At 68.3% G+C, this 21,416-nt stretch carries 26 protein-coding genes; 17 read left to right on the top strand and 9 right to left on the bottom strand.

The window, feature by feature from the left end; translation table 11 throughout:
• Positions 1-27 precede the first annotated feature (27 nt).
• Entirely contained in the window at positions 28-582 is a 555-nt protein-coding gene (locus tag MEU52_RS06430) for a hypothetical protein (protein WP_238120773.1), read from the bottom strand.
• A gap of 79 nt (positions 583-661) precedes the next feature.
• Positions 662-1,306 carry a hypothetical protein gene (locus MEU52_RS06425; protein ID WP_238120774.1) on the bottom strand — a complete coding sequence of 215 codons (645 nt, stop codon included), beginning with the start codon at positions 1,304-1,306 and terminating at the stop codon, positions 662-664.
• 235 nt (positions 1,307-1,541) lie between these two features.
• Between MEU52_RS06425 and MEU52_RS06420 the strand changes: the two genes are divergently transcribed.
• From MEU52_RS06420 to MEU52_RS06400, 5 genes are all read left to right on the top strand, one after another.
• A complete protein-coding gene (locus MEU52_RS06420) occupies positions 1,542-2,261 on the top strand; it encodes a TlyA family RNA methyltransferase (RefSeq protein ID WP_238120775.1) in 720 nt (239 codons plus the stop codon).
• The gene (locus MEU52_RS06415; protein ID WP_238120776.1) at positions 2,258-3,502 is read left to right on the top strand and encodes a class I SAM-dependent RNA methyltransferase; all 1,245 of its coding nucleotides are present in this window, start codon (positions 2,258-2,260) and stop codon (positions 3,500-3,502) included. The genes MEU52_RS06420 and MEU52_RS06415 overlap by 4 nt, the downstream gene beginning before the upstream one ends.
• 132 nt (positions 3,503-3,634) lie before the next feature.
• Positions 3,635-4,543 (top strand): sulfate adenylyltransferase subunit CysD, encoded by a 909-nt coding sequence (gene cysD / locus MEU52_RS06410; protein WP_238120777.1) that lies wholly within the window; start codon positions 3,635-3,637, stop codon positions 4,541-4,543.
• The gene (gene cysN, locus MEU52_RS06405; RefSeq protein ID WP_238120778.1) at positions 4,543-6,453 is read left to right on the top strand and encodes a sulfate adenylyltransferase subunit CysN; all 1,911 of its coding nucleotides are present in this window, start codon (positions 4,543-4,545) and stop codon (positions 6,451-6,453) included. The genes cysD and cysN overlap by 1 nt, the downstream gene beginning before the upstream one ends.
• A 141-nt stretch (positions 6,454-6,594) precedes the next feature.
• On the top strand, positions 6,595-7,176 hold the full coding sequence (locus MEU52_RS06400; RefSeq protein WP_443266098.1) for a YcgN family cysteine cluster protein: 582 nt from the start codon (positions 6,595-6,597) through the stop codon (positions 7,174-7,176).
• 4 nt (positions 7,177-7,180) lie between these two features.
• Here the strand turns inward: MEU52_RS06400 and MEU52_RS06395 are convergent, their stop codons facing one another.
• A complete protein-coding gene (locus MEU52_RS06395; RefSeq protein ID WP_238120779.1) occupies positions 7,181-7,750 on the bottom strand; it encodes a TMEM175 family protein in 570 nt (189 codons plus the stop codon).
• Positions 7,751-8,036: 286 nt separating this feature from the next.
• On the opposite strand from MEU52_RS06395, the gene MEU52_RS06390 reads away from it, so the two are divergent.
• Positions 8,037-8,258 carry a hypothetical protein gene (locus MEU52_RS06390; protein ID WP_238120780.1) on the top strand — a complete coding sequence of 74 codons (222 nt, stop codon included), beginning with the start codon at positions 8,037-8,039 and terminating at the stop codon, positions 8,256-8,258.
• 67 nt (positions 8,259-8,325) lie between these two features.
• Here the strand turns inward: MEU52_RS06390 and MEU52_RS06385 are convergent, their stop codons facing one another.
• Positions 8,326-9,597, bottom strand: a complete 1,272-nt coding sequence (locus MEU52_RS06385; RefSeq protein ID WP_238120781.1) for an Hsp70 family protein — start codon at positions 9,595-9,597, stop codon at positions 8,326-8,328.
• 196 nt (positions 9,598-9,793) lie between these two features.
• Between MEU52_RS06385 and MEU52_RS06380 the strand changes: the two genes are divergently transcribed.
• From MEU52_RS06380 to MEU52_RS06370, 3 genes are all read left to right on the top strand, one after another.
• A complete protein-coding gene (locus MEU52_RS06380; protein ID WP_238120912.1) occupies positions 9,794-10,744 on the top strand; it encodes a sensor domain-containing diguanylate cyclase in 951 nt (316 codons plus the stop codon).
• 146 nt (positions 10,745-10,890) lie between these two features.
• Positions 10,891-11,409 carry a helix-turn-helix domain-containing protein gene (locus MEU52_RS06375; protein ID WP_238120782.1) on the top strand — a complete coding sequence of 173 codons (519 nt, stop codon included), beginning with the start codon at positions 10,891-10,893 and terminating at the stop codon, positions 11,407-11,409.
• A gap of 1 nt (position 11,410) precedes the next feature.
• Positions 11,411-12,682 (top strand): DNA-packaging protein, encoded by a 1,272-nt coding sequence (locus MEU52_RS06370; RefSeq protein ID WP_238120783.1) that lies wholly within the window; start codon positions 11,411-11,413, stop codon positions 12,680-12,682.
• 267 nt (positions 12,683-12,949) lie between these two features.
• Here the strand turns inward: MEU52_RS06370 and MEU52_RS06365 are convergent, their stop codons facing one another.
• Entirely contained in the window at positions 12,950-13,225 is a 276-nt protein-coding gene (locus MEU52_RS06365; protein ID WP_238120784.1) for a hypothetical protein, read from the bottom strand.
• A 146-nt stretch (positions 13,226-13,371) separates the two neighbouring features.
• Here MEU52_RS06365 and MEU52_RS06360 point away from each other — a divergent pair, with 146 nt between their 5' ends.
• Positions 13,372-14,538, top strand: coding sequence for a phage portal protein (locus MEU52_RS06360; RefSeq protein WP_238120785.1), 1,167 nt, complete (start codon positions 13,372-13,374; stop codon positions 14,536-14,538).
• A gap of 241 nt (positions 14,539-14,779) precedes the next feature.
• Here MEU52_RS06360 and MEU52_RS06355 read toward each other — a convergent pair whose 3' ends face one another.
• Entirely contained in the window at positions 14,780-15,757 is a 978-nt protein-coding gene (locus tag MEU52_RS06355) for a phospholipase D family protein (RefSeq protein ID WP_238120786.1), read from the bottom strand.
• 565 nt (positions 15,758-16,322) lie between these two features.
• Between MEU52_RS06355 and MEU52_RS06350 the strand changes: the two genes are divergently transcribed.
• Together MEU52_RS06350 and MEU52_RS06345 are read left to right on the top strand one after the other, a co-directional pair.
• Positions 16,323-16,526, top strand: coding sequence for a hypothetical protein (locus MEU52_RS06350; RefSeq protein WP_238120787.1), 204 nt, complete (start codon positions 16,323-16,325; stop codon positions 16,524-16,526).
• On the top strand, positions 16,510-16,746 hold the full coding sequence (locus MEU52_RS06345; RefSeq protein ID WP_238125007.1) for a hypothetical protein: 237 nt from the start codon (positions 16,510-16,512) through the stop codon (positions 16,744-16,746). Before MEU52_RS06350 ends, MEU52_RS06345 begins: the two co-directional genes overlap by 17 nt.
• A gap of 36 nt (positions 16,747-16,782) precedes the next feature.
• Here the strand turns inward: MEU52_RS06345 and MEU52_RS06340 are convergent, their stop codons facing one another.
• From MEU52_RS06340 to MEU52_RS06330, 3 genes are all read right to left on the bottom strand, one after another.
• A complete protein-coding gene (locus MEU52_RS06340; protein WP_238120789.1) occupies positions 16,783-17,553 on the bottom strand; it encodes a siderophore-interacting protein in 771 nt (256 codons plus the stop codon).
• Positions 17,554-17,660: 107 nt separating this feature from the next.
• The gene (locus MEU52_RS06335; RefSeq protein ID WP_238120790.1) at positions 17,661-18,140 is read right to left on the bottom strand and encodes a PadR family transcriptional regulator; all 480 of its coding nucleotides are present in this window, start codon (positions 18,138-18,140) and stop codon (positions 17,661-17,663) included.
• A gap of 128 nt (positions 18,141-18,268) precedes the next feature.
• On the bottom strand, positions 18,269-18,547 hold the full coding sequence (locus MEU52_RS06330; protein WP_238120791.1) for a (2Fe-2S) ferredoxin domain-containing protein: 279 nt from the start codon (positions 18,545-18,547) through the stop codon (positions 18,269-18,271).
• 198 nt (positions 18,548-18,745) lie between these two features.
• Between MEU52_RS06330 and MEU52_RS06325 the strand changes: the two genes are divergently transcribed.
• From MEU52_RS06325 to MEU52_RS06305, 5 genes are all read left to right on the top strand, one after another.
• On the top strand, positions 18,746-19,048 hold the full coding sequence (locus tag MEU52_RS06325) for a hypothetical protein (RefSeq protein WP_238120792.1): 303 nt from the start codon (positions 18,746-18,748) through the stop codon (positions 19,046-19,048).
• An 87-nt stretch (positions 19,049-19,135) separates the two neighbouring features.
• Entirely contained in the window at positions 19,136-19,324 is a 189-nt protein-coding gene (locus MEU52_RS06320; RefSeq protein ID WP_238120793.1) for a hypothetical protein, read from the top strand.
• 73 nt (positions 19,325-19,397) lie between these two features.
• The gene (locus MEU52_RS06315; RefSeq protein ID WP_238120794.1) at positions 19,398-19,589 is read left to right on the top strand and encodes a hypothetical protein; all 192 of its coding nucleotides are present in this window, start codon (positions 19,398-19,400) and stop codon (positions 19,587-19,589) included.
• Between the two features lie 2 nt (positions 19,590-19,591).
• On the top strand, positions 19,592-20,101 hold the full coding sequence (locus MEU52_RS06310) for an HK97 family phage prohead protease (protein ID WP_238120795.1): 510 nt from the start codon (positions 19,592-19,594) through the stop codon (positions 20,099-20,101).
• 37 nt (positions 20,102-20,138) lie between these two features.
• Positions 20,139-21,395: a phage major capsid protein gene (locus MEU52_RS06305; RefSeq protein ID WP_238120796.1), complete on the top strand. Its 1,257-nt coding sequence runs from the start codon at positions 20,139-20,141 to the stop codon at positions 21,393-21,395.
• Positions 21,396-21,416 lie beyond the last annotated feature (21 nt).

The following is a 21,416-nucleotide window of genomic DNA, read 5'->3' as shown; positions in this document are numbered from 1 at the left end:
GCCTCAGGGCGTGTCGGTCTGGCCGGTTCAGCGCTCGCCCTTGCAGGCCGTCTCGAACTGGGCGAGGGCCGCCTTGGCGCCGGTGAGGGCGACCTGCTGGCGGGCGCCTTTCACCTCGATGGTGAGCAGGCCGCTGCCTTTCAGCAGCGCCTTCACGTCGGCCATCCGGGCCGGCGCCTCCACATCCACATGGGTGTTCTCGTCATGGCCGATGGCCTTGCCGGCGAACGTCTTCTTCACGCCGGAGCCGGACAGTACCAGGCGGGCGGCGGATTCCCGCTCCAGCCCCTTGGAGCCGATCATGCTCTGCACGGTCACGCCCTCCGCGCCCGGCTTGCAGAGGAAGAAGACCATGACCTCCTCGCTCTCGGGCACGCCGAACACCAGCGCGGCGTTGTCGCTGCCGTCCTGGGTGTGCCAGGTCATCTTCTCCTGCGCCGCGGCCGGAAGGGTAAGCGCCATCAGCAGCGCGACACCGGCGGCGGCGCGGCCGGCGCGCCGCAGGCGGGGGGCAAGTGGGCGCAGGGCAAGTGGGCGCGAGGCAATGGCGCGCAAGGCAAGGGGGTGGAAGGGGCGACGCATGGATGCAGGCTCCAGTGAGACCGCGCCGATCAGGGCCGGTGCGCAGGACAGAAACAGCAGGTCGCGCGCCGCCGCCGGTTCATTTGCGGCCGAGGCAGGCGCGGCGGAAATCCACCACCTTGGCCTTGGCGCCGGCCAAGGGAAACGCGGTGTTGGAGCCGGGCAGGCGCACGGTGAGGATCTCGCCATCGGCGAACAGGTCCAGCACCCGGTCTTCCAAGGCCACCGCGGCCTCCGCCACCACCTGGCCGTCGGTGGCGCCACGGAAGGCGGACGCGGCCAGCTCCAGCCGCCTTTTGCCCACCTGCAGCGCCACCGCCACCCCGTCGCCGGAGCGAATCTTGGCGGATGTCACCTCCACCGTGAACTGCAGCAGCCCGGCGCTGGGCTGGCAGGCCACCGCGAACACGGGGTCGGCCGCGCCGGGCGCACCATAGCGCAGCACCAGCGTGTCGTCGGCCCGGGCCAGCACCCAGACGCGATTGTCCTTGGGGGTGGTGGCGCGTTGGCTCGCCGGTTCCCGCGCCGCTCCGGCGGGTAGAGCGCCGAGGCCGAGGCTGCCCGCGACCAGCCCCGCCAGCAGGCCCATGGTCCTGGTCGCGCGGGCGCGGCCGCCTCCGGGCGGAATGGGCGTTCGAGACGCGGCAGGATGGTCCGGTGCGGTGCGCCGGCATGGTCGCGTGGTGTGGTTGCCGGTCTGCGCCCCGATCGACTGCTGCATCATTCCCCATCCCGGCCCGCCATCCACGACGTGTCCGCGCGGCGCAGACAACTTTGCCGCGACCTGGGCGCATTCCGCCGGGAACTGCAGCGCTTGTCAATTTGCGTCGCTCGACACCTTCGCATATCACGGCCCTCGCCGGCTTGCGACGCGCCGTGGCACGGCTTGACGTCGCGGGGGCGCCCCAGCTTCCGCGCCGGCGGACGGGAGCCGGACGGGGACACAGAAGGCGCGGGTGATGCGCATCGATCGATTGTTGGTGGAACGCGGGCTGTTCGAGAGCCGGGCGCGGGCCCAGGCCGCCGTGGCCGCCGGGCTGGTGCGCGTGGACGGGGTGGTGGTGGCCAAGGCCTCCGCCGAGGTGGACGCGCAGGCGCGGATCGAGGCGGCGCCGGTGCATGATTATGTCTCGCGCGGCGCGCTGAAGCTCAATGCGGCGCTGGAGGCCTTCGCCCTCGATCCCTCAGGCCTCCGGGCGCTCGATGTGGGCGCCTCCACCGGCGGCTTCACCGAGGCGCTGCTGCGGGCCGGTGCCGCCCATGTGGTGGCGGTGGATGTGGGACGGGACCAGTTCCACGCCCGCCTGCGCGGCCACGGGGCGGTCACCCTCATGGAGGGCACCGACATCCGCAGCCTTGATGCGGCGGCCATCGGCGGGCTGGTGGATCTGGTGGTGGTGGATGTGTCCTTCATCTCGCTGAAGCAGGTGCTGCCGGCGGCGCTGGCGCTCGCCGCGCCCCGGGCGCGGCTGGTGGCGCTGGTGAAGCCGCAGTTCGAGGCCGGCCGCGAGGCGCTGAAAAAGGGCATCGTGCGCGATGACGCGGTGCGCGAGCAGGTGTGCACGGACATCGCCGCCACGGTGGCGGGGCTGGGCTGGCGCGTTACCGGGCGGATGGCCTCGCCCATCACCGGTGGCGACGGCAATGTGGAATTTCTGTTGGGAGCGGAACGAGCGTGAGTGACGCGGTGCTGGAACTGGACGTGCGGCGCGTGGGCGCCCAGGGCGATGGCGTCGCCGAGGGGCCGTCCGGCCCGGTGTTCGTGCCCTATGGCCTGCCCGGGGATCGGGTGCGGGCCGAGGTGGCGGGCGAGCGCGGCCGCATCGTCGCGCTGATGCAGCCGAGCCCGGAGCGGGTGGAGCCGGAATGCACCCATTTCGGCCGCTGCGGCGGCTGCCTGCTGCAGCACTGGTCGCTCGCCCCCTACCTCGCCTGGAAGCGCACCCTGGTGGAGGAGGCATTGAAGCGCGAGGGGCTGGAGGCGGACATTCTGCCGGTGGTGGACGCCCATGGCGCCGGCCGGCGGCGCGTGATCTTCCATGCCCGCCAATATGGCGCGCGCACCGTGGTGGGCTTCGCCGAGCGCAAGTCCCACGCCATGGTGGCGCTCGATGCCTGCCCGGTGCTGGCGCCGAGCCTCGCCCGGGCGCTGCCGGCGGCGCAGGCGGTGGCGGCGGCCTTGGCGCCGCGCAAGAAGCCGCTGGATCTGCAGGTGATCGCCACCGACACCGGCCTCGATATGGATGTGCGCGGCTCGGGCCCGCTGCCGCCGGCGCTGCTGGGCGCGGTGGCGGAACTGGCGGAGCGCTTCAACCTTGCCCGGCTCACCCGCCATGGCGAGCTGGTTCTCCAGCGGGCGGCGCCGGTGCTGGCCATGGGCGCGGCCCGGGTGGCGCTGCCGCCCGCCGCCTTCCTGCAGGCCACCGCCGAGGGCGAGGCGGTGCTCAGCGCCGCCGTGGTGAAGGCCACCGAAGGCGCCCGCACGGTGGCGGATCTGTTCTGCGGCGTCGGCACTTTCGCGCTCAGGCTGGCGGATCGCGCCCGGGTGCATGGGGTGGAGAGCAATGCCGCGGCGGTGGCGGCGATGATGCAGGCGAGCCATGCCCCGGGCCTGAAGACGGTGAGCGGCGAGGCCCGGGACCTGTTCCGCCGCCCTTTGATGGCGCAGGAGCTGGCGGCGTTCGAGGCGGTGGTGATCGATCCGCCGCGCCAGGGGGCGGAGGCCCAGGCTCATGAGTTGGCCCACCGCACGCCCGCGTCCAAGCTGGAGCGGCTGGTCTATGTTTCCTGCAACGTGGCCACCTTCGCCCGCGATGCCCGCACCCTGGTGGCGGGCGGCTGGCGGCTGGGGCCGGTGATGCCGGTGGACCAGTTCCGCTTTTCGCCCCATGTGGAGCTGGTGGCCGGCTTCACGCGCTGAGCTTCTAAAAATCAGAAATATTCTGTAATATATTTCTACATGCCGATTTTGTGTGGATTTTGTCGGGATGGGCGTGTAGGTCAAGTGAAATCGCGGCGGGGTGGGTCGCGGCATGAAGGAGCAACCGGGTCGATGTCGTCCGAGCGTATGACGCATCTGAAGCGTCTGGAGGCCGAGTCCATCTTCATCATGCGGGAGGTGGCGTCCGAGTTCCGCAATCCGGTGATGCTCTATTCCATCGGCAAGGATTCGGCGGTGATGCTGCATCTGGCGGTGAAGGCCTTCTATCCCTCGCGCCCGCCGTTTCCGCTGATGCACATCGACACCACCTGGAAGTTCCGCGAGATGATCGCCTTTCGCGATCGCATGGCCAAGGAACTGGGCTTCGAGCTGATCGTCCACACCAATCAGGAGGGGCTCAAGCAGGGCATCAACCCGTTCGAGCACGGCTCCTCCCTTTATACCCATGTGATGAAGACCGAGGCCCTGAAGGAGGCGCTCACCGCCCACGGCTTCGATGCGGCCTTCGGCGGCGCCCGCCGCGACGAGGAGAAGAGCCGCGCCAAGGAGCGCGTGTTCTCCTTCCGCACCGCCAACCACGGTTGGGACCCCAAGACCCAGCGGCCGGAACTGTGGAACCTCTACAACACCCGGGTGAAGGGCGGCGAGAGCATCCGCGTGTTCCCGCTCTCCAACTGGACCGAGCTCGACATCTGGCAATATATCCTGGCCGAGCGCATCCCCATCGTGCCGCTGTATTTCGCCGCCGATCGGCCAGTGGTGGAGCGGGGCGGCCAGCTCATCATGGTGGATGACGAGCGCCTGCCGCTCGCCCCCGGCGAACAGCCGCAGATGAAGCACATCCGCTTCCGCACGCTGGGCTGCTACCCGCTCACCGCGGCGGTGGAGAGCGACGCCGACACCCTGGAAAAGATCGTGCGCGAGATGCTCACCGCCCGCACCTCCGAGCGCGCCGGCCGGCTCATCGACCATGACGAGGCCGCCTCCATGGAGAAGAAGAAGCGGGAGGGCTATTTCTGATGACCGCCAAGCCCGATATTCAGCCCCAGATCGAGGCCGATTTTTCCGCCTATCTCGCCGCCCAGGAGCACAAGAGCCTGCTGCGCTTCCTCACCTGCGGCAGCGTGGATGATGGCAAGAGCACGCTCATCGGCCGGCTGCTCTACGACACCAAGCTGTTGTTCGAGGACCAGCTCGCCACCCTCTCCTCGGATTCCCGCAAGCATGGCACGGTGGGGGACGACCTCGATTTCGCTCTGCTGGTGGATGGCCTCGCCGCCGAGCGCGAGCAGGGCATCACCATCGACGTGGCCTATCGCTTCTTCGCCACCGACAAGCGCAAATTCATCGTCGCCGACACGCCCGGGCACGAGCAATACACCCGCAACATGGCGACGGGGGCCTCCAACTCCGATCTGGCGGTGATCCTGGTGGATGCCCGGCAGGGCATCCTCACCCAGACCCGGCGCCACTCCTATATCGTCAAGCTGCTGGGCCTGAAGCACGTGGTGCTGGCGGTCAACAAGATCGATCTCGTCGATTTCTCGCAGGAGCGGTTCGACGCCATCGTGGCCGAGTATGCCGCATTCGCGGCCGATTTCGGCTTCGAGACCCTGGTGCCCATTCCGCTCTCCGCCCGCTTCGGCGACAATGTCATCACCCGCAGCGCCAACACGCCCTGGTATTCCGGCCCCAGCCTGCTGGAGCATCTGGAGGCGGTGGAGGTGGCGAGCAACGCTTTGGCGCGGCCGTTCCGCATGCCGGTGCAGTGGGTGAACCGGCCGAACCTCGATTTCCGCGGCTTCTCCGGCACCATCGTGTCGGGCCTGGTGCGGCCGGGGGATGCGGTGGTGGTGGCCGGCTCGGGCGCCACCAGCCGCATCCGATCCATCGTCACCAAGGACGGGGATTTGGAGGAGGCCGGCGCCGGCGAGGCGGTGACCCTGACCCTCACCGATGAGGTGGACGTCTCCCGCGGCGACGTGCTGGCGGCCGCTGCCGACCGGCCGGAGGTGTCGGACCAGTTCGCCGCCCACCTCATCTGGATGCATGACGAGCCGCTGCTGCCGGGCCGGCCCTATCTCATCAAGATGGGCACCCGCACGGTGGGCGCGCAGATCACCGAGATCAAGCACAAGCTGGACGTGAACACCTTCCAGCGTCTTGCCGCCAAGACCCTCGGCCTCAACGAGGTGGCGGTGGTGAATATCGCCACCCACGATCCCGTCGCCTTCGATCCGTTCGCCGATGTGCCGGAGACCGGCGCCTTCATCGTCATCGACCGCATGAGCAACCTCACGGTCGGCGCCGGCATGGTGGATTTCGGCTTGAGGCGCGCCACCAACGTGCATTGGCAGGCGCTCAACGTCTCCAAGGACAGCCGCGCCGCCATGAAGGGGCAGAAGCCGGTGGTGCTGTGGTTCACCGGCCTCTCCGGTGCCGGCAAGTCCACGGTGGCGAACCTGGTCGAGAAGAAGCTCAATGCCGAGGGCCGGCATACCTACATGCTGGATGGCGACAATGTGCGCCACGGCCTCAACCGCGACCTCGGCTTCACCGATGCCGACCGGGTGGAGAACATCCGCCGGGTGGCGGAAGTGGCCCGCCTGTTCGTGGATGCCGGCCTCATCACTCTGGTCTCGTTCATCTCGCCGTTCCGCGCCGAGCGGCAGATGGCCCGCGAGCTGATGGGCGCGGGCGAGTTCGTCGAGATCTTCATGGATACCCCCCTGGCGGTGGCCGAAAGCCGCGACGTGAAGGGGCTCTACAAGCGGGCGCGGGCCGGGCAGATCAAGAATTTCACCGGCATCGACAGCCCCTATGAGGCGCCCGAGGCCGCCGAGATCCGCCTGGAGGCCGGCGCCACCGCGCCCGAGGCCATGGCCGACCAGATCATCGCCTATCTCAAGGCTGGCGGCTATCTGGGCTGAGGCGCCGCGCGTCATCTGCCCTCCCCGTAGCGCGTCCACGGGGAGGTCTTCCGCAGCGGGATGGTTCTCGCTGATGGACCTCCCGCATTTTCTTCACGCGAACCGGTGGCCAGCGCGCTCGAAAATGCTTTAGAGGGAGCCATGAGCCGATCGCCCGCCCAGACGCCAGCCGCTGCGCCAGCCGCTCCGCCACCCGATGCCGCGCCCGAGACGGGGAAACCGTTCTGGCGCACCACGCCCCTGGCGGCCATGAGCACCGAGCAATGGGAGAGCCTGTGCGACGGCTGTGGCCGCTGCTGCCTGGTGAAGTTGGAGGACGAGGATTCCGGCGCCATCGCTTATACGGATGTGGCCTGCCGCCTGTTCGACAGGGACAGCTGCCGCTGCGCCGATTATGCCCACCGCTCCGAACAGGTGGCCGATTGCGTGCGGCTGACGCCGGAAGCGGTGGCGAGCCTCTCCTGGCTGCCGCCCACCTGCGCCTATCGGCTGCTGGACGAGGGCAAGGACCTGCCGTTCTGGCACCCTCTGGTGTCCGGTGATCCGGACAGCGTGCGGGCGGCGGGCATTTCGGTGGCCGGCAAGGTGGCGGGGCTGGAGGATGAGTTCGGCCTGTTCGAGCTGGTGGACCACCTCGCCACCTGGCCGGTGCGCTGGCCGAAGGGGGCCAAAGGCCCGGCGAAGGGGCCGGCCAACCCGAAACCCCGCGCCCGGCGGCGCTGAGGGGTCAGCGGAACGGCGGCACCCGGCCGAGGGCGTTCAGCAGATAGGCGTACATGGCATAGTTCGGCGCCCACAGGCTCACCAGCACCGAGGCCACCGCCGAGCCGATGAACAGGAAGGTGCGCCGCTGGCCGGCACTGCCCTGCGTGCGCACGGCGGCGGGCACTTCCATGCGATGCAGGGGCAGCGAAAGCAGGCCGAGGCCCGCCATGTTGAAGGCATAGACCCAGACCGCAAGGGGCAGGTGCCCATAGCGCCCCACCAGTGCCGATGAGAACGGCACCATGGTGACGAACAGCAGGAACCACAGCCACACCTGCAGCGCCCGCCCGGAGACCGCCTCGGTATCGTGGCGGATGGCGATGGTGGCGCGCCATTCCGCCGCCAGCACGAAGAACGAGATCACATAGGCCACCGCCTGGGGCGTGAGGCGGGTGAGCTGCTGCGCCAGCTCGGCGGAGGTGGTGACGGCGAGCCCCTCCGGCAGGCGGATGTCCACCACCAGCAGGGTCATGGCGAAGGCGAAGATGCCGTCGCACAGGGCATCCACGCGAGCTTTGGGGAACGGGCGCATATGAGGTTCGACTGTGAGGTTCGACAGCGGGGCGCGATGCGGGCTTGAAGGCAAGTCTAGCGGCATTCTCCGTCCGCCGGCAGAGGGGCCGCGGCGCCGAGGGGCGGCCTGTTGCGCGGTTTTTGATCGTGATCAAGGTTTGGGCGATGGCCCGTGTCTAGTCTCGAAAACGGAGGCTTTCCGCCCTCCGCGCGGCGCCGATTGCGTGGCCGGAACCGCGCAGAAGGTGGGCCTTCTTTGATCCGGCCTGCCCCTGGCGGCCCCTTTGTTCATCAAGGAGCTTTCCATGTCTGAAGTTGCCGAGACCGCCGAGAACGTTCTCATTCACGTGCGCTTCCAGCCCAACGCGGAAGTGTGGACCATCGACAGCTGCCCGGACGGCGTGAGCCCGAAGGCGTGGTACGAGCGCCTGCTGGCCGGCGCTTCCGCCTATTACCAGGCGCTGTCCAACGGCCGCGGCTTCTTCCGCATTCCGGCCTCGACCTACGCCTCGATCGCCGCGCACTGAGCGCCAAGAGGTTCCCTATTTTTCTGGCGCGTGCCGTGCTCCGGCGCGCGCCTTTTCTTTTGCGACTTCAATTTTGGCCCGCGCCAAAACGCCGACCGGCCTCGATGGTGAGGCCGATGCCCACCGAGCCGAAGGTGTCGCCCTCCACCACCCGGGCGCCGGGCAGGGCCGCGGTGATGGCCGCGCGCACATGGGCGAGGCGGGTGGAGCCGCCGGTGAGGAACAGGGCGTCGATGCGCTCGCGGCCAAGGCTGGCGGTCTTCAAGAGGGAATCGATGCGTGCGGCGATGCGGTGCGCCAGCTCGGCGGTGGTGCCGGTGAGCTCCGCCTGGCTCACCCCCAGGGCCCGGCCCGCCTCCATCCAGTCCAGCGGGATCTCCACATGAGGGGTCTCGGCGAGGCCGATCTTGGCCGCCTCCACCGCCCCGGCCAGAGCATGGCCGCGCCGCTCCTCGATCACCTGTTCCAGCCGTTCCAGCCGCTCCGGCTCCCGCGCCTCCCGCTTCACCTCACGGATCTCGCGGGCGATCTTGGGCTCGTAGATGCGGTTGATGGAGTGCCAGCTGGCGAGATCGTGGAAATAGGAGGAGGGCACGTCCAGGTTGGCGCGCTTCATGGGGCTGCCGAAGCCCAGGAGCGGCATCAGCGTCTTCAGGCTCAGCACCCGGTCGAAATCGGTGCCGCCGATGCGCACGCCGTCATTGGCCAGGATGTCGTCGGCCCGCTCCACCTGCCGGCGGCGCTCGGGGCTGATGCGGACGATGGAGAAGTCCGACGTGCCGCCGCCGATGTCGGCGATCAGCGCCAGTTCCTCGTGGCTGATCTGCTGCTCATAGTCGAGGGCGGCGGCGATGGGCTCGTATTGGAACTCGATGTGGGAGAAGCCCACTTCGGTGGCGATCTGGCGCAAGGTGTCCTCGGCCTTGCGGTCGCCCTCGGGGTCGGCATCCACGAAATGCACCGGGCGGCCGTGCACGACGGCATCAAGCGGGCGGCCGGCGGTGGCTTCGGCGCGGCGTTTCACCTCCGCCAGAAAGGCGGTGATCACCTTGCGGAAGGGCGCCCGCTCGCGGCCCACCAGGGTGGTCTCGTCGATGAGGGCGCTGCCGAGCACGGACTTGAGCCCGCGCATGAGCCGGCCCTCCACCCCTTCCACATAAGCGTCGATGGCGGCGCGGCCGATGCGGGTGAGGCCGTCGGCGCCGAAGAACACGGCGCTCGGAACGGTCACGTGGCGCCCTTCCAGCGGGCACAGGGCGGGCGCGCCCTGGGCCAGGGTGCCCAGCGTGGTGTTGGAGGTGCCGAAATCCAGGCCGCAGGGGCCGCCGCTGGGAGTCATGGGCGTGTGTTCGCGTCTTTCTCGAGGGCCGGGGTTCTTGGGCGACTTCGCCGGCGAATGCAAGCCCGGCGCGGCCACGGCAGCCATGCGGGTGGCGCCGTCGCGATGCCGATCATCGTGTCGCAGTGCATCGCCGCATCACGGCCACGCTTCCCGCTCCCGCACCGCCACGTTCTCGGCTATGGTCCTCGATACCATGGATGAATTGTCCGCCCACCTGCGTCACCTCCACGATGAGAGCCCGCTACTTGTGGCGGTTTTCGACGGCGCCGATCGCTTACGCTACGCCAACCCGGCGTACCGGCAGGCCTATGCGGTCGCGGAGGGGGAAAGCCCCACCTGGGCCGAGCTGATGCGGCGGAATGCGCTGGCCGGGCGCGGCCTGGTCATCGACGCGCCGGACATGGATGTCTGGCTCACATCGGCCTTCTCCCGCCGGGGCAAGACCCCCTACCGCACCGTCGAGGCCAAGCTGCATGACGGGCGCTGGCTGCTGATGGCCGAAACCGTCTCCGCCAGCGGCTGGATGCTGTGCGTCGGCACCGACATCACCGAGATGCGGGCGGATGCGCGCGCCGTGCGACGGGATCGGGATGCAGCCATCCGCGCCGCCCATACGGACGACCTCACCGGCGTCGCCAACCGCCGCTTCGTCACCGCCCGGGTGGAGGACATGCTGGCCCGCTCGGGCCTGGCCCTGGGCCTTGGCACGCCCGGCTGCCTGGCCGTGCTCGACCTCGACAATTTCAAATATATCAACGACCGCTACGGCCATCAGGCGGGCGACGCGGTGCTGCGGGATTTCGCCCGCCGCATCAACGTCCAGGTGCGCCGCTCGGACTGCTTCGGCCGGGTGGGGGGTGAGGAATTCGTTCTCGTCCTCCCGGATACAGCGCTGGACGAGGCCGCCCTCATCGTCGAGCGCATGCTGGGGCTGGTGCGCACCGCGCGGCCGCTCGATGACCGGCCGGATTTCGCCTATACCTTCTCGGCCGGTGTCGCCATGGCCCGTTCGGGCGACACATTCTCCGAACTCTATGGCCGCGCCGACAAGGCGCTCTACGCCGCCAAGATGGACGGTCGCAACCGGGTGCGGCTGGAGGAGGCCCCGGCCCCGCCGCTCAGGATGGCCGAAAAAGGAATTTAGTCCTTGACAGCGGTGCGCTGCCGGGGTAGGTTTCTGTCATGTTCGAGAGTTGCGCCTGGCGCGACGGGCTCGGCCACCGCTTCCCAGCTTCGGAATTGCCCATGTCTCCCACACCGCCGCGTCGGCAGGCGCCCGCGACGGCGGGCTTGGCACGTCAGCTCTATGCCGAGGGCCTGCCCATCGCCGAGATCTGCGCCCGCACCGGCCTCTCCACCGGCGTCGCCTATCACTGGATCGACCGCGAGGTGGGTCCCGATGGTGCGGTGGCGCTGAAGCCCCAGGCCCGGCGTGCCCGCAACAGCTTTCAGATCCGCCCGGAGGAGACCCCGCGCGGCCGCCTGCTGGCGCGGCTGTGGCGCACCGCCGAGCGGCAGGTGGCGGAGATCGAGGCGCGCATGCACCACGCCGCCGAGGGGGAGGGGCCGCCGCGCCCCTCCGCCGATGGCGAGAAGGATGCCCGCGCCCTCGCCCTCATCGCCCGCACCCTGCGGGAGCTGGCCGCCGCCGAGGATGCGGCGGACAAGGCCGCCCGCGACACCCCCGCCCAGCCTGCGAAGGACGCCGATGACACCGTGCGCGATCTCGACGAGTTCCGCCGCGAGCTTGCGCGCCGTCTTGAGCGCCTGCGCGCGGAACCCGAGGACGATCCCCCGCCTGCTGGCTGAGATGAGCGAGGCGGAGGCCCGCCGGCTCGTCACCGACTGGGCCCTGTGGGCCCGGCCCGACCAATTGCCGCCGGAGCTGGCGCAGGGCGGCGGCGCCTGGAGCACCTGGCTGGTGCTGGGTGGGCGCGGCGCCGGCAAGACCCGCGCCGGCGCCGAATGGGTGCGCGGCCTCGCCCTCGGCCGCTCGCCGTTCGCCGACGCGCCGGTGGGGCGCATCGCCCTGGTGGCGGAAACCATGGCCGATGTGCGCGAGGTGATGGTGGAGGGCGTCTCCGGCCTTCTCGCCGTCCACGACACGGGCGAACGGCCCCGCTGGGAGCCCTCCCGGCGCCGCCTCGAATGGCCCAATGGCGCGGTGGCGCAGGGCTTTTCCTCGGAGGATCCGGAAAGCCTGCGCGGCCCTCAGTTCGGCGCCGCCTGGTGCGATGAGCTGGCCAAATGGAAGCGGGCGGATGCCACTTTCGACATGCTGCAGTTCGGCCTGAGGCTCGGCACGCGGCCCTGCCAGATGGTGACCACCACGCCGCGCCCCACGCCCCTTCTGAAGCGGCTGTTGGCCCATCCCGACACCGCCGTGTCGCGGGCGCGCACCGCCGACAACGCCTTCAACCTCGCCCCCGGCTTCCTGGCACAGATGCTGGACCGCTACGGCGGCACCCGGCTCGGCCGCCAGGAGCTGGAGGGCGAGATCATCGAGGACCGGCCGGATTCCCTCTGGTCCCGCCCCGCTCTGGAGGCAGCGCGGGAAGCGGGCGCGCCACCGCTGCGACGGATCGTGGTGGCGGTGGACCCGCCGGCCTCCTCCCGCGCCGGGGCCGATGCCTGCGGCCTGGTGTGTGCCGGCATCGACGGGGCGGGGGTGGTGCATGTGCTGGCGGATGAGAGCGCCGGCGGCCTGCGCCCGGCCCAGTGGGCGGCGCGGGCCATCGCTCTGTTCTATCGCTTTTCCGCCGACACGGTGGTGGCGGAGGTGAACCAGGGCGGTGAGATGGTGCGTGCCGTGCTGGCGGAGGTGGATGCCGATGTGCCGGTGGCAGCGGTGCGGGCGACCCGCGGCAAATATGTGCGCGCCGAGCCGGTGGCCGCCCTTTACGAGCAGGGCCGGGTGCGCCACGCCGGCCGCTTTCCCGAGCTCGAGGACGAACTCTGCGATTTCGGCACGGATGGTCTCTCCGGCGGCCATTCGCCCGATCGGCTCGATGCTTTGGTGTGGGCGGTGACGGCCCTGGCCCTCGGCCCCCGCGCCGGCGCGCCCCGGGTGAGGGAGCTTTAGGCGCCTTTCAACACTCAGCGCGCGCGGCTTGGCCCGTGCGCCGCACCCCTGCGTTCCCCGCAGCGCTGCTCCCTCTCCCGCTTGCGGGGGAGGGCTGGGGAGGGGGCAAACGCTGGAAGGACGGGCCGCGGTCTCGAAAATCCGGAAAGACTTAAAACTCAAGCGCCTGTGCCGCTGATGCGGTCCCGGCCCCCTCCCTCATGCCGGAGAGGGAACGCGCCCTTTGACAGGCCGTTTCTCTTGAACGTCGAGCGGTCCCCTGCGCCCTCAGCTTGCCGGGCGCACGGTGATGTCGAGCCCGGCGGGGATCTCCACCTGCACGCACAGGCCGGTGACGCTCTGGCCCGGCGCCAGGTCCGGCCACGCCTTGGAGCGCTTGATGTCGGCGCCGAGGCAGCCCCGTTCGCTGCGGTAATAGCCGATGACCTTTTGCGACACCTCGCTCGACAGATAGGGCGGGGCGACGGGGTAAGGCCAAGGGCCGACTGAGACCGGCTGAATGATGGTCGTGGACGTGATGACGAGAACCAGAGCGTAGAGCATGGCGCCCTCCCGGTTTCCCCACGTTTCTCCCCCACGCCCGGCATTCTACGCCTCTCCCGGCCGTTGCGAAATGCCTGCCGCGCGTTCGGGGGGCGTGAACCTGTTCCGTTTTCACATGGGTTTCATCCTCGCATCTGGAGCCGCTGATGTTTGCTTCGCTTCTCGCGCCGTTCCGCGCTTCCGGGGCGCCCACCGAGGCCAAGGCGAGCCGCACCGCGGCGCTGGTGGCCCTGCTCACCACCGGCCGGCCGCGCTGGACGCCGCGCGACTATGCCTCCCTCGCCCGCGAGGGCTTCACCCGCAACGCCATCGCCTATCGCGCCGTGCGCATGATCGGCGAGGCGGCGGCGACCGTTCCCTGGGTGCTGATGGAGGCGGGGCGCGAGCACGATACCCACCCGCTGCTCGATCTCCTGAACCGGCCCAACCCGCGCCTCACCCGCTCGGGGCTGTTGGAGGCCATGGCCTGCCATCTGCTGGTGGCCGGCAATGCCTATGTGGAGGCGGTGGCGGTGGAGGGGCAGCTGCGCGAATTGCACGTGTTGCGGCCCGATCGCATGCGGGTGGTGCCGGGGCCCGATGGCTGGCCGGAAGCCTATGACTACACCCTGTGCGGGCGCACCCTGCGCATTCCCCAGGCGAGCGTGGTGGAGGGCGCGGAGGTGCCGGCCATCCTCCACCTCACCGCCTTCAACCCTTTGGATGACCACTACGGTTTTCCTCCGCTGGAGGCGGCGGCCCAGGCCCTCGACCTGCACAATGCCGCCAGCGCCTGGAACAAGGCGCTGATCGACAATGCGGCGCGGCCCTCCGGCGCGCTGGTCTATGGCGGAGCGGGCTCGCTCACCGAGGAGCAGTTCGAGCGGCTGAAGGGGGAATTGGAAGCCTCCTTCCAGGGCGCCACCAATGCCGGCCGGCCGCTGCTGCTGGAAGGGGGGCTGGACTGGCGGCCCCTGTCCCTCTCCCCGAAGGACATGGATTTCGAGGCCGCCCGCAACGGCGCCGCCCGCGAGATCGCCCTGGCGGTTGGGGTGCCGCCCATGCTGCTGGGCATTCCCGGCGACAACACCTATGCCAATTATGCCGAGGCCAACCGCGCCCTGTGGCGCCAGAGCGTGGTGCCCCTCATGCGCCGCATGGCGGAGGGGCTCGCCACCTGGCTCGGCCCGGCCTACGGCCCCGCCCTGGAGCTGGTGCCCGACCTCGACCAGGTGGAAGCCCTCTCCGCCGAACGCACCGAACTCTGGTCCCGCATCGCCACCGCCGACTACCTCACCGACGCCGAGAAGCGCGCGGCGGTAGGGTGGGGGTGAGGAGGCTTTGGGCTCACGCCCGCTGCGTTGGGAATGTCGCATGGATTTTCATATGTCATCCGTGCGTCTGCGAGATGGCCGCAGCCTTTGCATCTCGGCTGAGGCCATCCGTGTTCCCATCTTTGCTTTCGCATGCGGCGCTTTCTTTCCAACTTAGAATTTCTGCGCTATTGTCAAAGTAATATCAGTGAAAATGGTATGAATATTTTAAGAAATTTGCAAATTTGTTATTTATACAAAGTTATTTATTTAATTCATTTGCGATATCTGAAAGCATAAGAGATACACTTGATCCATCTTCTGAGTATTTATTTAGTAATTTTTGTGCTATAATTTTAATTTTTGAAATGTCGTTGTCCGATAGTTTCAATTCTGGAAAGCTTGGTAAGGAGATTGTATTCCTTTCAGTCGCAAAATTAATCGTTTTTCCGCGATGGTATTCAATAATATATATTCCTGAAAATTTTGATTTTCCGTTCTTGACGTAAAAATCAAGTATATAATCATCTGGATAAAACTCTTTCGTCCATCCTTCATATTGAGCGAATTGAGAAAGCGTTGAATTTTCGTTTATTAGGGCTGTTGCCTCCTTTTTCCCTTCCTTGCTGATGCCGGCAGACCAAAGGGCGACGCGCACCCTGCGCCATGAGGGATGGTCCGGTGCTTGGGCATAGGCTTGAAGAAGATCTCCACAGAGAGCCACTCCTGGAGCTGCTGCGCGGGATCTGTAGTCCCACAGGGATTGCGCCAAGCTCAGGTCATGGTCGGTGATGATCCGCGCCTCATCCAGGCGCCGATTGAACCAGTCTTCAATTTCCTGGAGCAATCTTCGATCAGAGATAAGGATGTTGGCTTCAGCCCAGCTCCGAGCCACATTGCCTTCGACGGCGAGCCCATTCGCAGATGCGTTCGATGAGCCGACGATAGCGCGATCGGGTGTCCAATAGACCTTCGCGTGCAGACGCGGGTGGGAGTGAACGCGTGCTGGTGGCAAGGTGCTCATGATTGATTTCAGCGCGGCTGGGTTACAGCCGCCGGAATCAAGATTGCAAATGAGTTTTACATCGAGGTTCGTTCGACCGATATCGAGTTGCTCAAGTGCTCCCTGCCCCCAGAAGGCGACTGCAATTTTCGCCTCCCTCGCTGCGGCCAGCATCGACTTAATCTCTTTGAGGACAGCCTTCTCGTCCAAGAAGCGCATGGCGCTTGTGTCTGTCATCGGCGGTGCTCCGGGTGAAATCTCAGTAGACTCAGCTACGTGATGCGCAGGGCCTTATGCGAGCATCATACAACCTTTCGGTGTCGTTTGGCCCGAGCTTGAGTGTGCAAGGCGGTGGGTGGCGGGCCAGCGGAATCGCGGTGACCCGCTTCGATCGCCCATGCCGCATCCAGCATAGGGAGCGGCTTTTGTCGGGTTGGTGCTCTATGACGCTGATCTTAGGAGCCTACCTCATGTCGGCCCGTCGGTTGAGCGGTTGGGTTAATCGACGCTGGCGGTAATACCGACTAGTCAGAGCCTTCACTCCTCCATCTTGCTGCTCCCCGGCTGGGCCGCGTCCCCCATCGCCCTTAGCTTGGCATTCCGCATCGGCGCGTTCGTCGCGTATGTCGGCTATCTGCGACCGTCCGCGCCTCGCTAGTGATCCCGACAGCATCCTGGAGCACAGAGTAGAGGCTTATTCATAGCTCCCGTCTCCGCAACAGTCTTGTCATGGATTCTATTTAATATTCTAATGTATTTATGGTGCAAATCGGCTATCTTCGAGCTGAAATGCGGCCTTTGGGTGGTGCTGCCCTATGCCGAACAGAAGTTCCGTGGCGCGGTGGGCACCACGTTCAAGGATTCCGATCCGGCGGCGTTTCCCGCGCCCATCACCGCCCCCAAGGGCGCGCCCAACGTTCTGGTGATCCTTCTGGACGACGTGGGCTTCGGGCAGTTTGCCGTGTCCGGCGGGCGAGCACACGGTGCGGATGGACTTCGCCTATGAAGGGGGCCAGGCGGTCGGCAAGGGCGGCACGGTCACCCTCTTTGTGGATGGCCAGGCGGTGGGATCAGGGCGGGTGGAGAAGACCACGCCCTATAAATTCTCCCTGTCCGAGAACCAGGACATCGGCACCGATACCGGCACGCCGGTGACCTCTGATTATCGGGCGCCCTTCACCTTTGAGGGCAGGCTGGAAGAGGTGGTCGTCGATCTCAAGAAATAGGCCGTGCCGCCGGGCTGCGCAGGGGAGGGCGGACCCTCACCCCTCCAGCTTCGCGTGGGCGCCGGCTTCGCCGCGGACCCAGTAGCCGGCGGCCTTCAGCCAGGATTTGGGGTGGGCGCGCTCATCCAACATATAGGCCTTCAGGGTGCGGGCCACCTGCGCCTCGGCGGCGATCCAGACATAGCCTTCGCCCGCGGGCGCCTGCCAGCGGGCCAGGGCTTCGCGCAGCAGGGTGGCGTCGTCGGCGTCGCGGCCGGCGCGGAACACCCAGATGGCATCATGGCGGGCGGCGGTGGTGACGGCCTGCACGTCGGCTTCGCTTTCCACCACCACCACGCTGGTGACCGGAACGCCGGCCCGCAGGCCCTCGATGCGGCGGGCGATGGAGGGCAAAGCGGCTTCATCGCCCAGCAGCAGGTAATAGTCGAAATCATCGGCAACGCTGCTGGAGCCCTTGGGGCCGCCGATGGCAAGCTGATCGCCCACCTGGGCGGCCTCGGCCCAGCGGGTGGCGGGGCCAGCCTCGTGCCGGGCGAAATCGATGGTGAGGCTCAGGCGTTCCGCATCGAACCGGCGCGGGGTGTAGTCCCGCATGTTCTCGCCGGAGGGCACCGCCGGGTTGGGCAGGAACAGCTTGATATGATCGTCGGGTGCCGGGCTCACGAAATCGGCGAGATCAGGCGAGGTGAAGGTGATGCGCCGCATGTGGGGCGTGATGTCCTCGATCGCCGTCACTGTGAGCAGGCGCCGCTTGGGCTCCTGGCGCAGGCGGGTGGTCTGATGACGGGGGGTGCTGTTGGTATCCATGGACGTGTCTTTCATCAGCGCGCACGCCGGCATTCGGGCCAAGGCCCGTGGGGTGCGCTGCAGGTTGGGGAGGATGGCTGGGGTGCGGAGTTCAGCTCCGCGCCACCTCAGCTCCGCTCGATGGTGACGGCGGCGGTGTCGAGGGCCTCGGCCACGGCCTGGGCCTCGGCATCGGAAAGCGGGCCGCGCTCCATGCGCAGGCGCAGGGCGAACTTGAGGTTCTCCATGGCCCGCACCACTGGGGCCGGGGCATCGCCGCGGCGCTCGCGCACCTCACTCATGCGGGCCAGCATCTGGTCCACCTGGGCCTGGTTGGCGGCGAGATAGGCCGTGCCCGGCGCCGTGATGGCGAACAGCCGGCGATTGCCTTCGCTGGCCTCGGCATGGATATAGCCCTGCTCCTCCAGGAGGGTGAGGGCCGGATAGATGGTGCCGGGGCTCGGGCTATAGGCGCCGCCCATCCGCGCCTCGATGGATTTGATGAGTTCGTAGCCGTGGCGCGGCTTCTCGGCGATCATGAACAGCACCAGCAGGTGCAGGTCGCCATGGGCGAACAGCCGCCCCAGCCGGCCGCCGCGCCGCTCCATCGGGCGCTCTTGCGGGCGCTCCATTGGACGCCCGTCGAAGCGGTCGTGTCCATGGCGCGGGTCGGCGCCGCGGCCGCCATGCTTGCCGAACCCATCGCGCGAACCGGAACGAGACACGGACCCCCACCTCATGATGCGCGGCCTCCGGCCGCCTGGATGATGTCCTGAATATCCCGTTTCCGCACATTCACGAAGAGCCGTTCCGCCGGAGCCCCGCTGGATGCGGAAAAGCCGGGCGCCGAGGAGGCGACCACCACCGGGCCTTCGTCGCACATTTTCAGGCAGCGGCAGGTGGTGACCTCCACCGCCTGGCCGCTGGCGGCCGCCGCGCGCTTCAGGTCATCCACCAGCGAGGGGCTGTCCTGCCGGGCGCGGCAGGCGCGGCCGGTGCACACCGAGAGCCGCACGGGCGCCTGTGTGCGCTGCGCTTCGGGCCGAGTGGACGGGCGCGGCGCGTCGGCGGTCCGCTGATCGGCGAGGAGCGCGCGGGCCGCCTCGTAGAGGGCGAGGGCAGCGCTGGCCAGCTGCCGCGTGGCATCGGCCTCACGGCCGCCGCGCGTGCCGGCCTCGGCGCCATCGAAACCGGGCCGCTGGCCCAGTCGTCCGTGTCGGTGGCCGCGATCGCCGCCATGCGCGTCGCCGCGATCACCACCTTGGTCGCCCCCTCTGTGCTGCCCGTCCGGGCGGCCCTGATGCCGGCCGCCGGCGAAGCGGGGATTGGTATCGTCGCGTCCGCCCTGGCGTCCTTCGCCTTCGGGCCGGCTGCGACCGCCGCGATGGGGGCCGTGGGAGTCACCCTGAAACCCGTGGCCGCGATCGCCGCGGCCCGCTCCGTGATGGCCACCATGGCCATGTCCTTTCGAAAAACTGCGCAAGTGCGCCTCCGTATCTATTTCGATGCGATTTAGATATATCGAAATAGACTCGAATTCAAGAGGGTGCGACAGGACTTTCTCAGGTCCCGTGCGGCGCCCCGCAAACCGTTGGGCCTGCTGATGGATGCCTTGATCCGCACCTTTGCCGAGCGGGGCGATCTCGCCCATGTGGCGCTGCTGCTGTGGGCGCTTGCGGCCTCGCTGGCCTGCTGGCGGATGCTGGGGGAGCTCGCCCGGGCGAGCGCGCGGTTCGATGCCTTCATTCGCGAGCTCGCCCGCTTCAACGCCCATTACGACGACAAGCCCTGAGCGCCGCCGCGCCTGCTGTGTCCGGCCGATGGGCGGCGTCTGCGTTTCCTATCCCCACCTCTGGAGAAGTCTCATGCGTGCTCCCTTCCAGAAGGCGCCGGCGCCGCGCATTCGCGCGCTTGGCGGCGCCCCCTCGCGGGCCAAGGCGCCCCATCCGGTCGCCGCCGGCTCCACCGCCACCGCCGTGTTCCGCGATTTCGTCGCCACCCTCGAGAAGCTCGACAAGGGCCGCAAGCGCCGCAAGCCATCGGGCAAGGAGGGCTGAGCGTGGCACTGCCTTTCGCTTCTCCCCCCGCTGACGATGGCTTCGCCATTGCCGGCTATGCCTGCCTGTTCGGCATCGCCGATCTCGGCCGCGACATGGTGCTGGCCGGTGCTTTTGCGGAAAGCCTCGCCCGCACCGGCCCGGCCGGGGTGCGCATGCTCTACCAGCACGATCCCGCCGAACCCATCGGCGTGTGGACCGAGGTGGGGGAGGATGCGCGCGGCCTTTATGTGCGCGGCCGCCTCTCGCCCGCCGTCGCCCGCGCCCGCGAATGTGCGGCGCTGGTGCGCGAGGGGGCGCTCGATGGCCTCTCCATCGGCTTCAAGGCGGTGGAGGCCCGCACCGATCCGCGCACCCGGGTGCGCCGGCTCGCCCGCATCGATCTGTGGGAGGTCTCCATCGTCACCTTCCCCATGCAGCCGGGGGCCCGCATCGCCCCCGCCGAACGGCCATCAGACCCGCTCCTGGCCCTTGCCGGCGCCACCGCCCGGCTGCGCGCCGCTTTGGCCTGAACCGGTCCCCCCTTTCGTCCAACCCTGAGGAATCTCCATGTCCCATGCTGTCAGCGCCCCCGAGACCAAGGTGGCTGCGCCCGAATTGAACACCCCCGAGGCCCGCATCGCCGTGGCCGATTTCCTCTCCGCCTTCGAGGCCTACAAGGCCGCCAACGACGCGCGCCTTGCCGATGTGGAGCAGCGCGGCACCGATGTGGTGGCCGCCGAGCAGCTGGCCCGCATCGATGCCGCCCTCGACGCCCACCAGGCGCGGCTCGATGCCCTGGCCACCAAGGCCGCTCGTCCCGCCCTCGGCGCGCCCGAGCGCACCGGTACCACCCGTGCCCATGGCGCCGCTTTCGACACCTATGTGCGCCATGGCGAGGCCGGCGGCCTCAAGGCGCTGGAGGCCAAGGCCCTGTCCGCCGGATCGGGGGTGGATGGCGGCTATCTGGTGCCCTCCGAGATCGAGAGCGAGATCGGCCGGCGCCTCACCGCCCTCTCCCCCATCCGGGCGCTGGCGGCGGTGCGCACCATCGGCGCCGGCACCTATCGCAAGCCGTTCATGACCTCCGGCCCGGTGGCCGGCTGGGCGGCGGAGACGGCGGCCCGCCCGCAGACCGACAGCCCGGTGCTGGCGGAGCTCACCTATCCGGCCATGGAGCTCTACGCCATGCCCGCCGCCACCCAGGCGCTGCTCGATGATGCGCAGGTGAATGTGGACGAGTGGATCGCCCAGGAGGTGGACACCGCCTTCGCCGAGCAGGAAGGCGCCGCCTTCGTCAATGGCGATGGCGTGGCCAAGCCCAAGGGCTTCCTCGCTTATACCAAGGTGGCCGAAACCGCCTGGGCGTGGGACAAGGTGGGCTATGTGGCGAGCGGCGGGGCCGGCGCCTTTCCCGCCACCGATCCCGGTGATCCGCTGATCGAGCTGGTCTATGCGCTGAAGGGCGGCTACCGGCAGAACGCGAGCTTCGTCATGAACCGCCGCACCCAGTCGGCGGTGCGCAAATTGAAGGACGAGAACGGCAACTATCTGTGGGCACCGCCCGCCGGGGCCGGCCAGCCGGCCAGCCTCATGGGCTTTCCGGTGGTGGAGAGCGAGGACATGCCGGACATCGCCGCCGATGCCTTCTCCCTCGCCTTCGGTGATTTCAGCCGCTTCTATCTGGTGGTGGACCGGGCCGGGGTGCGGGTGCTGCGCGACCCCTATTCGGCCAAGCCCTATGTGCTGTTCTACACAACCAAGCGCGTGGGCGGCGGCATCCTCGATTTCGACGCCGCCAAGCTCATGAAGTTCGCCGTCAGCTGAGCAGCCATGACGAAGGTCCGC

It is taken from the genome of Xanthobacter sp. NM-25, assembly GCF_022138605.1.
GTDB lineage: Bacteria > Pseudomonadota > Alphaproteobacteria > Rhizobiales > Xanthobacteraceae > Xanthobacter.
The sequence above is the reverse complement of the archived record's forward strand: the minus strand, read 5'-3'. Positions and strand labels throughout refer to the sequence as shown.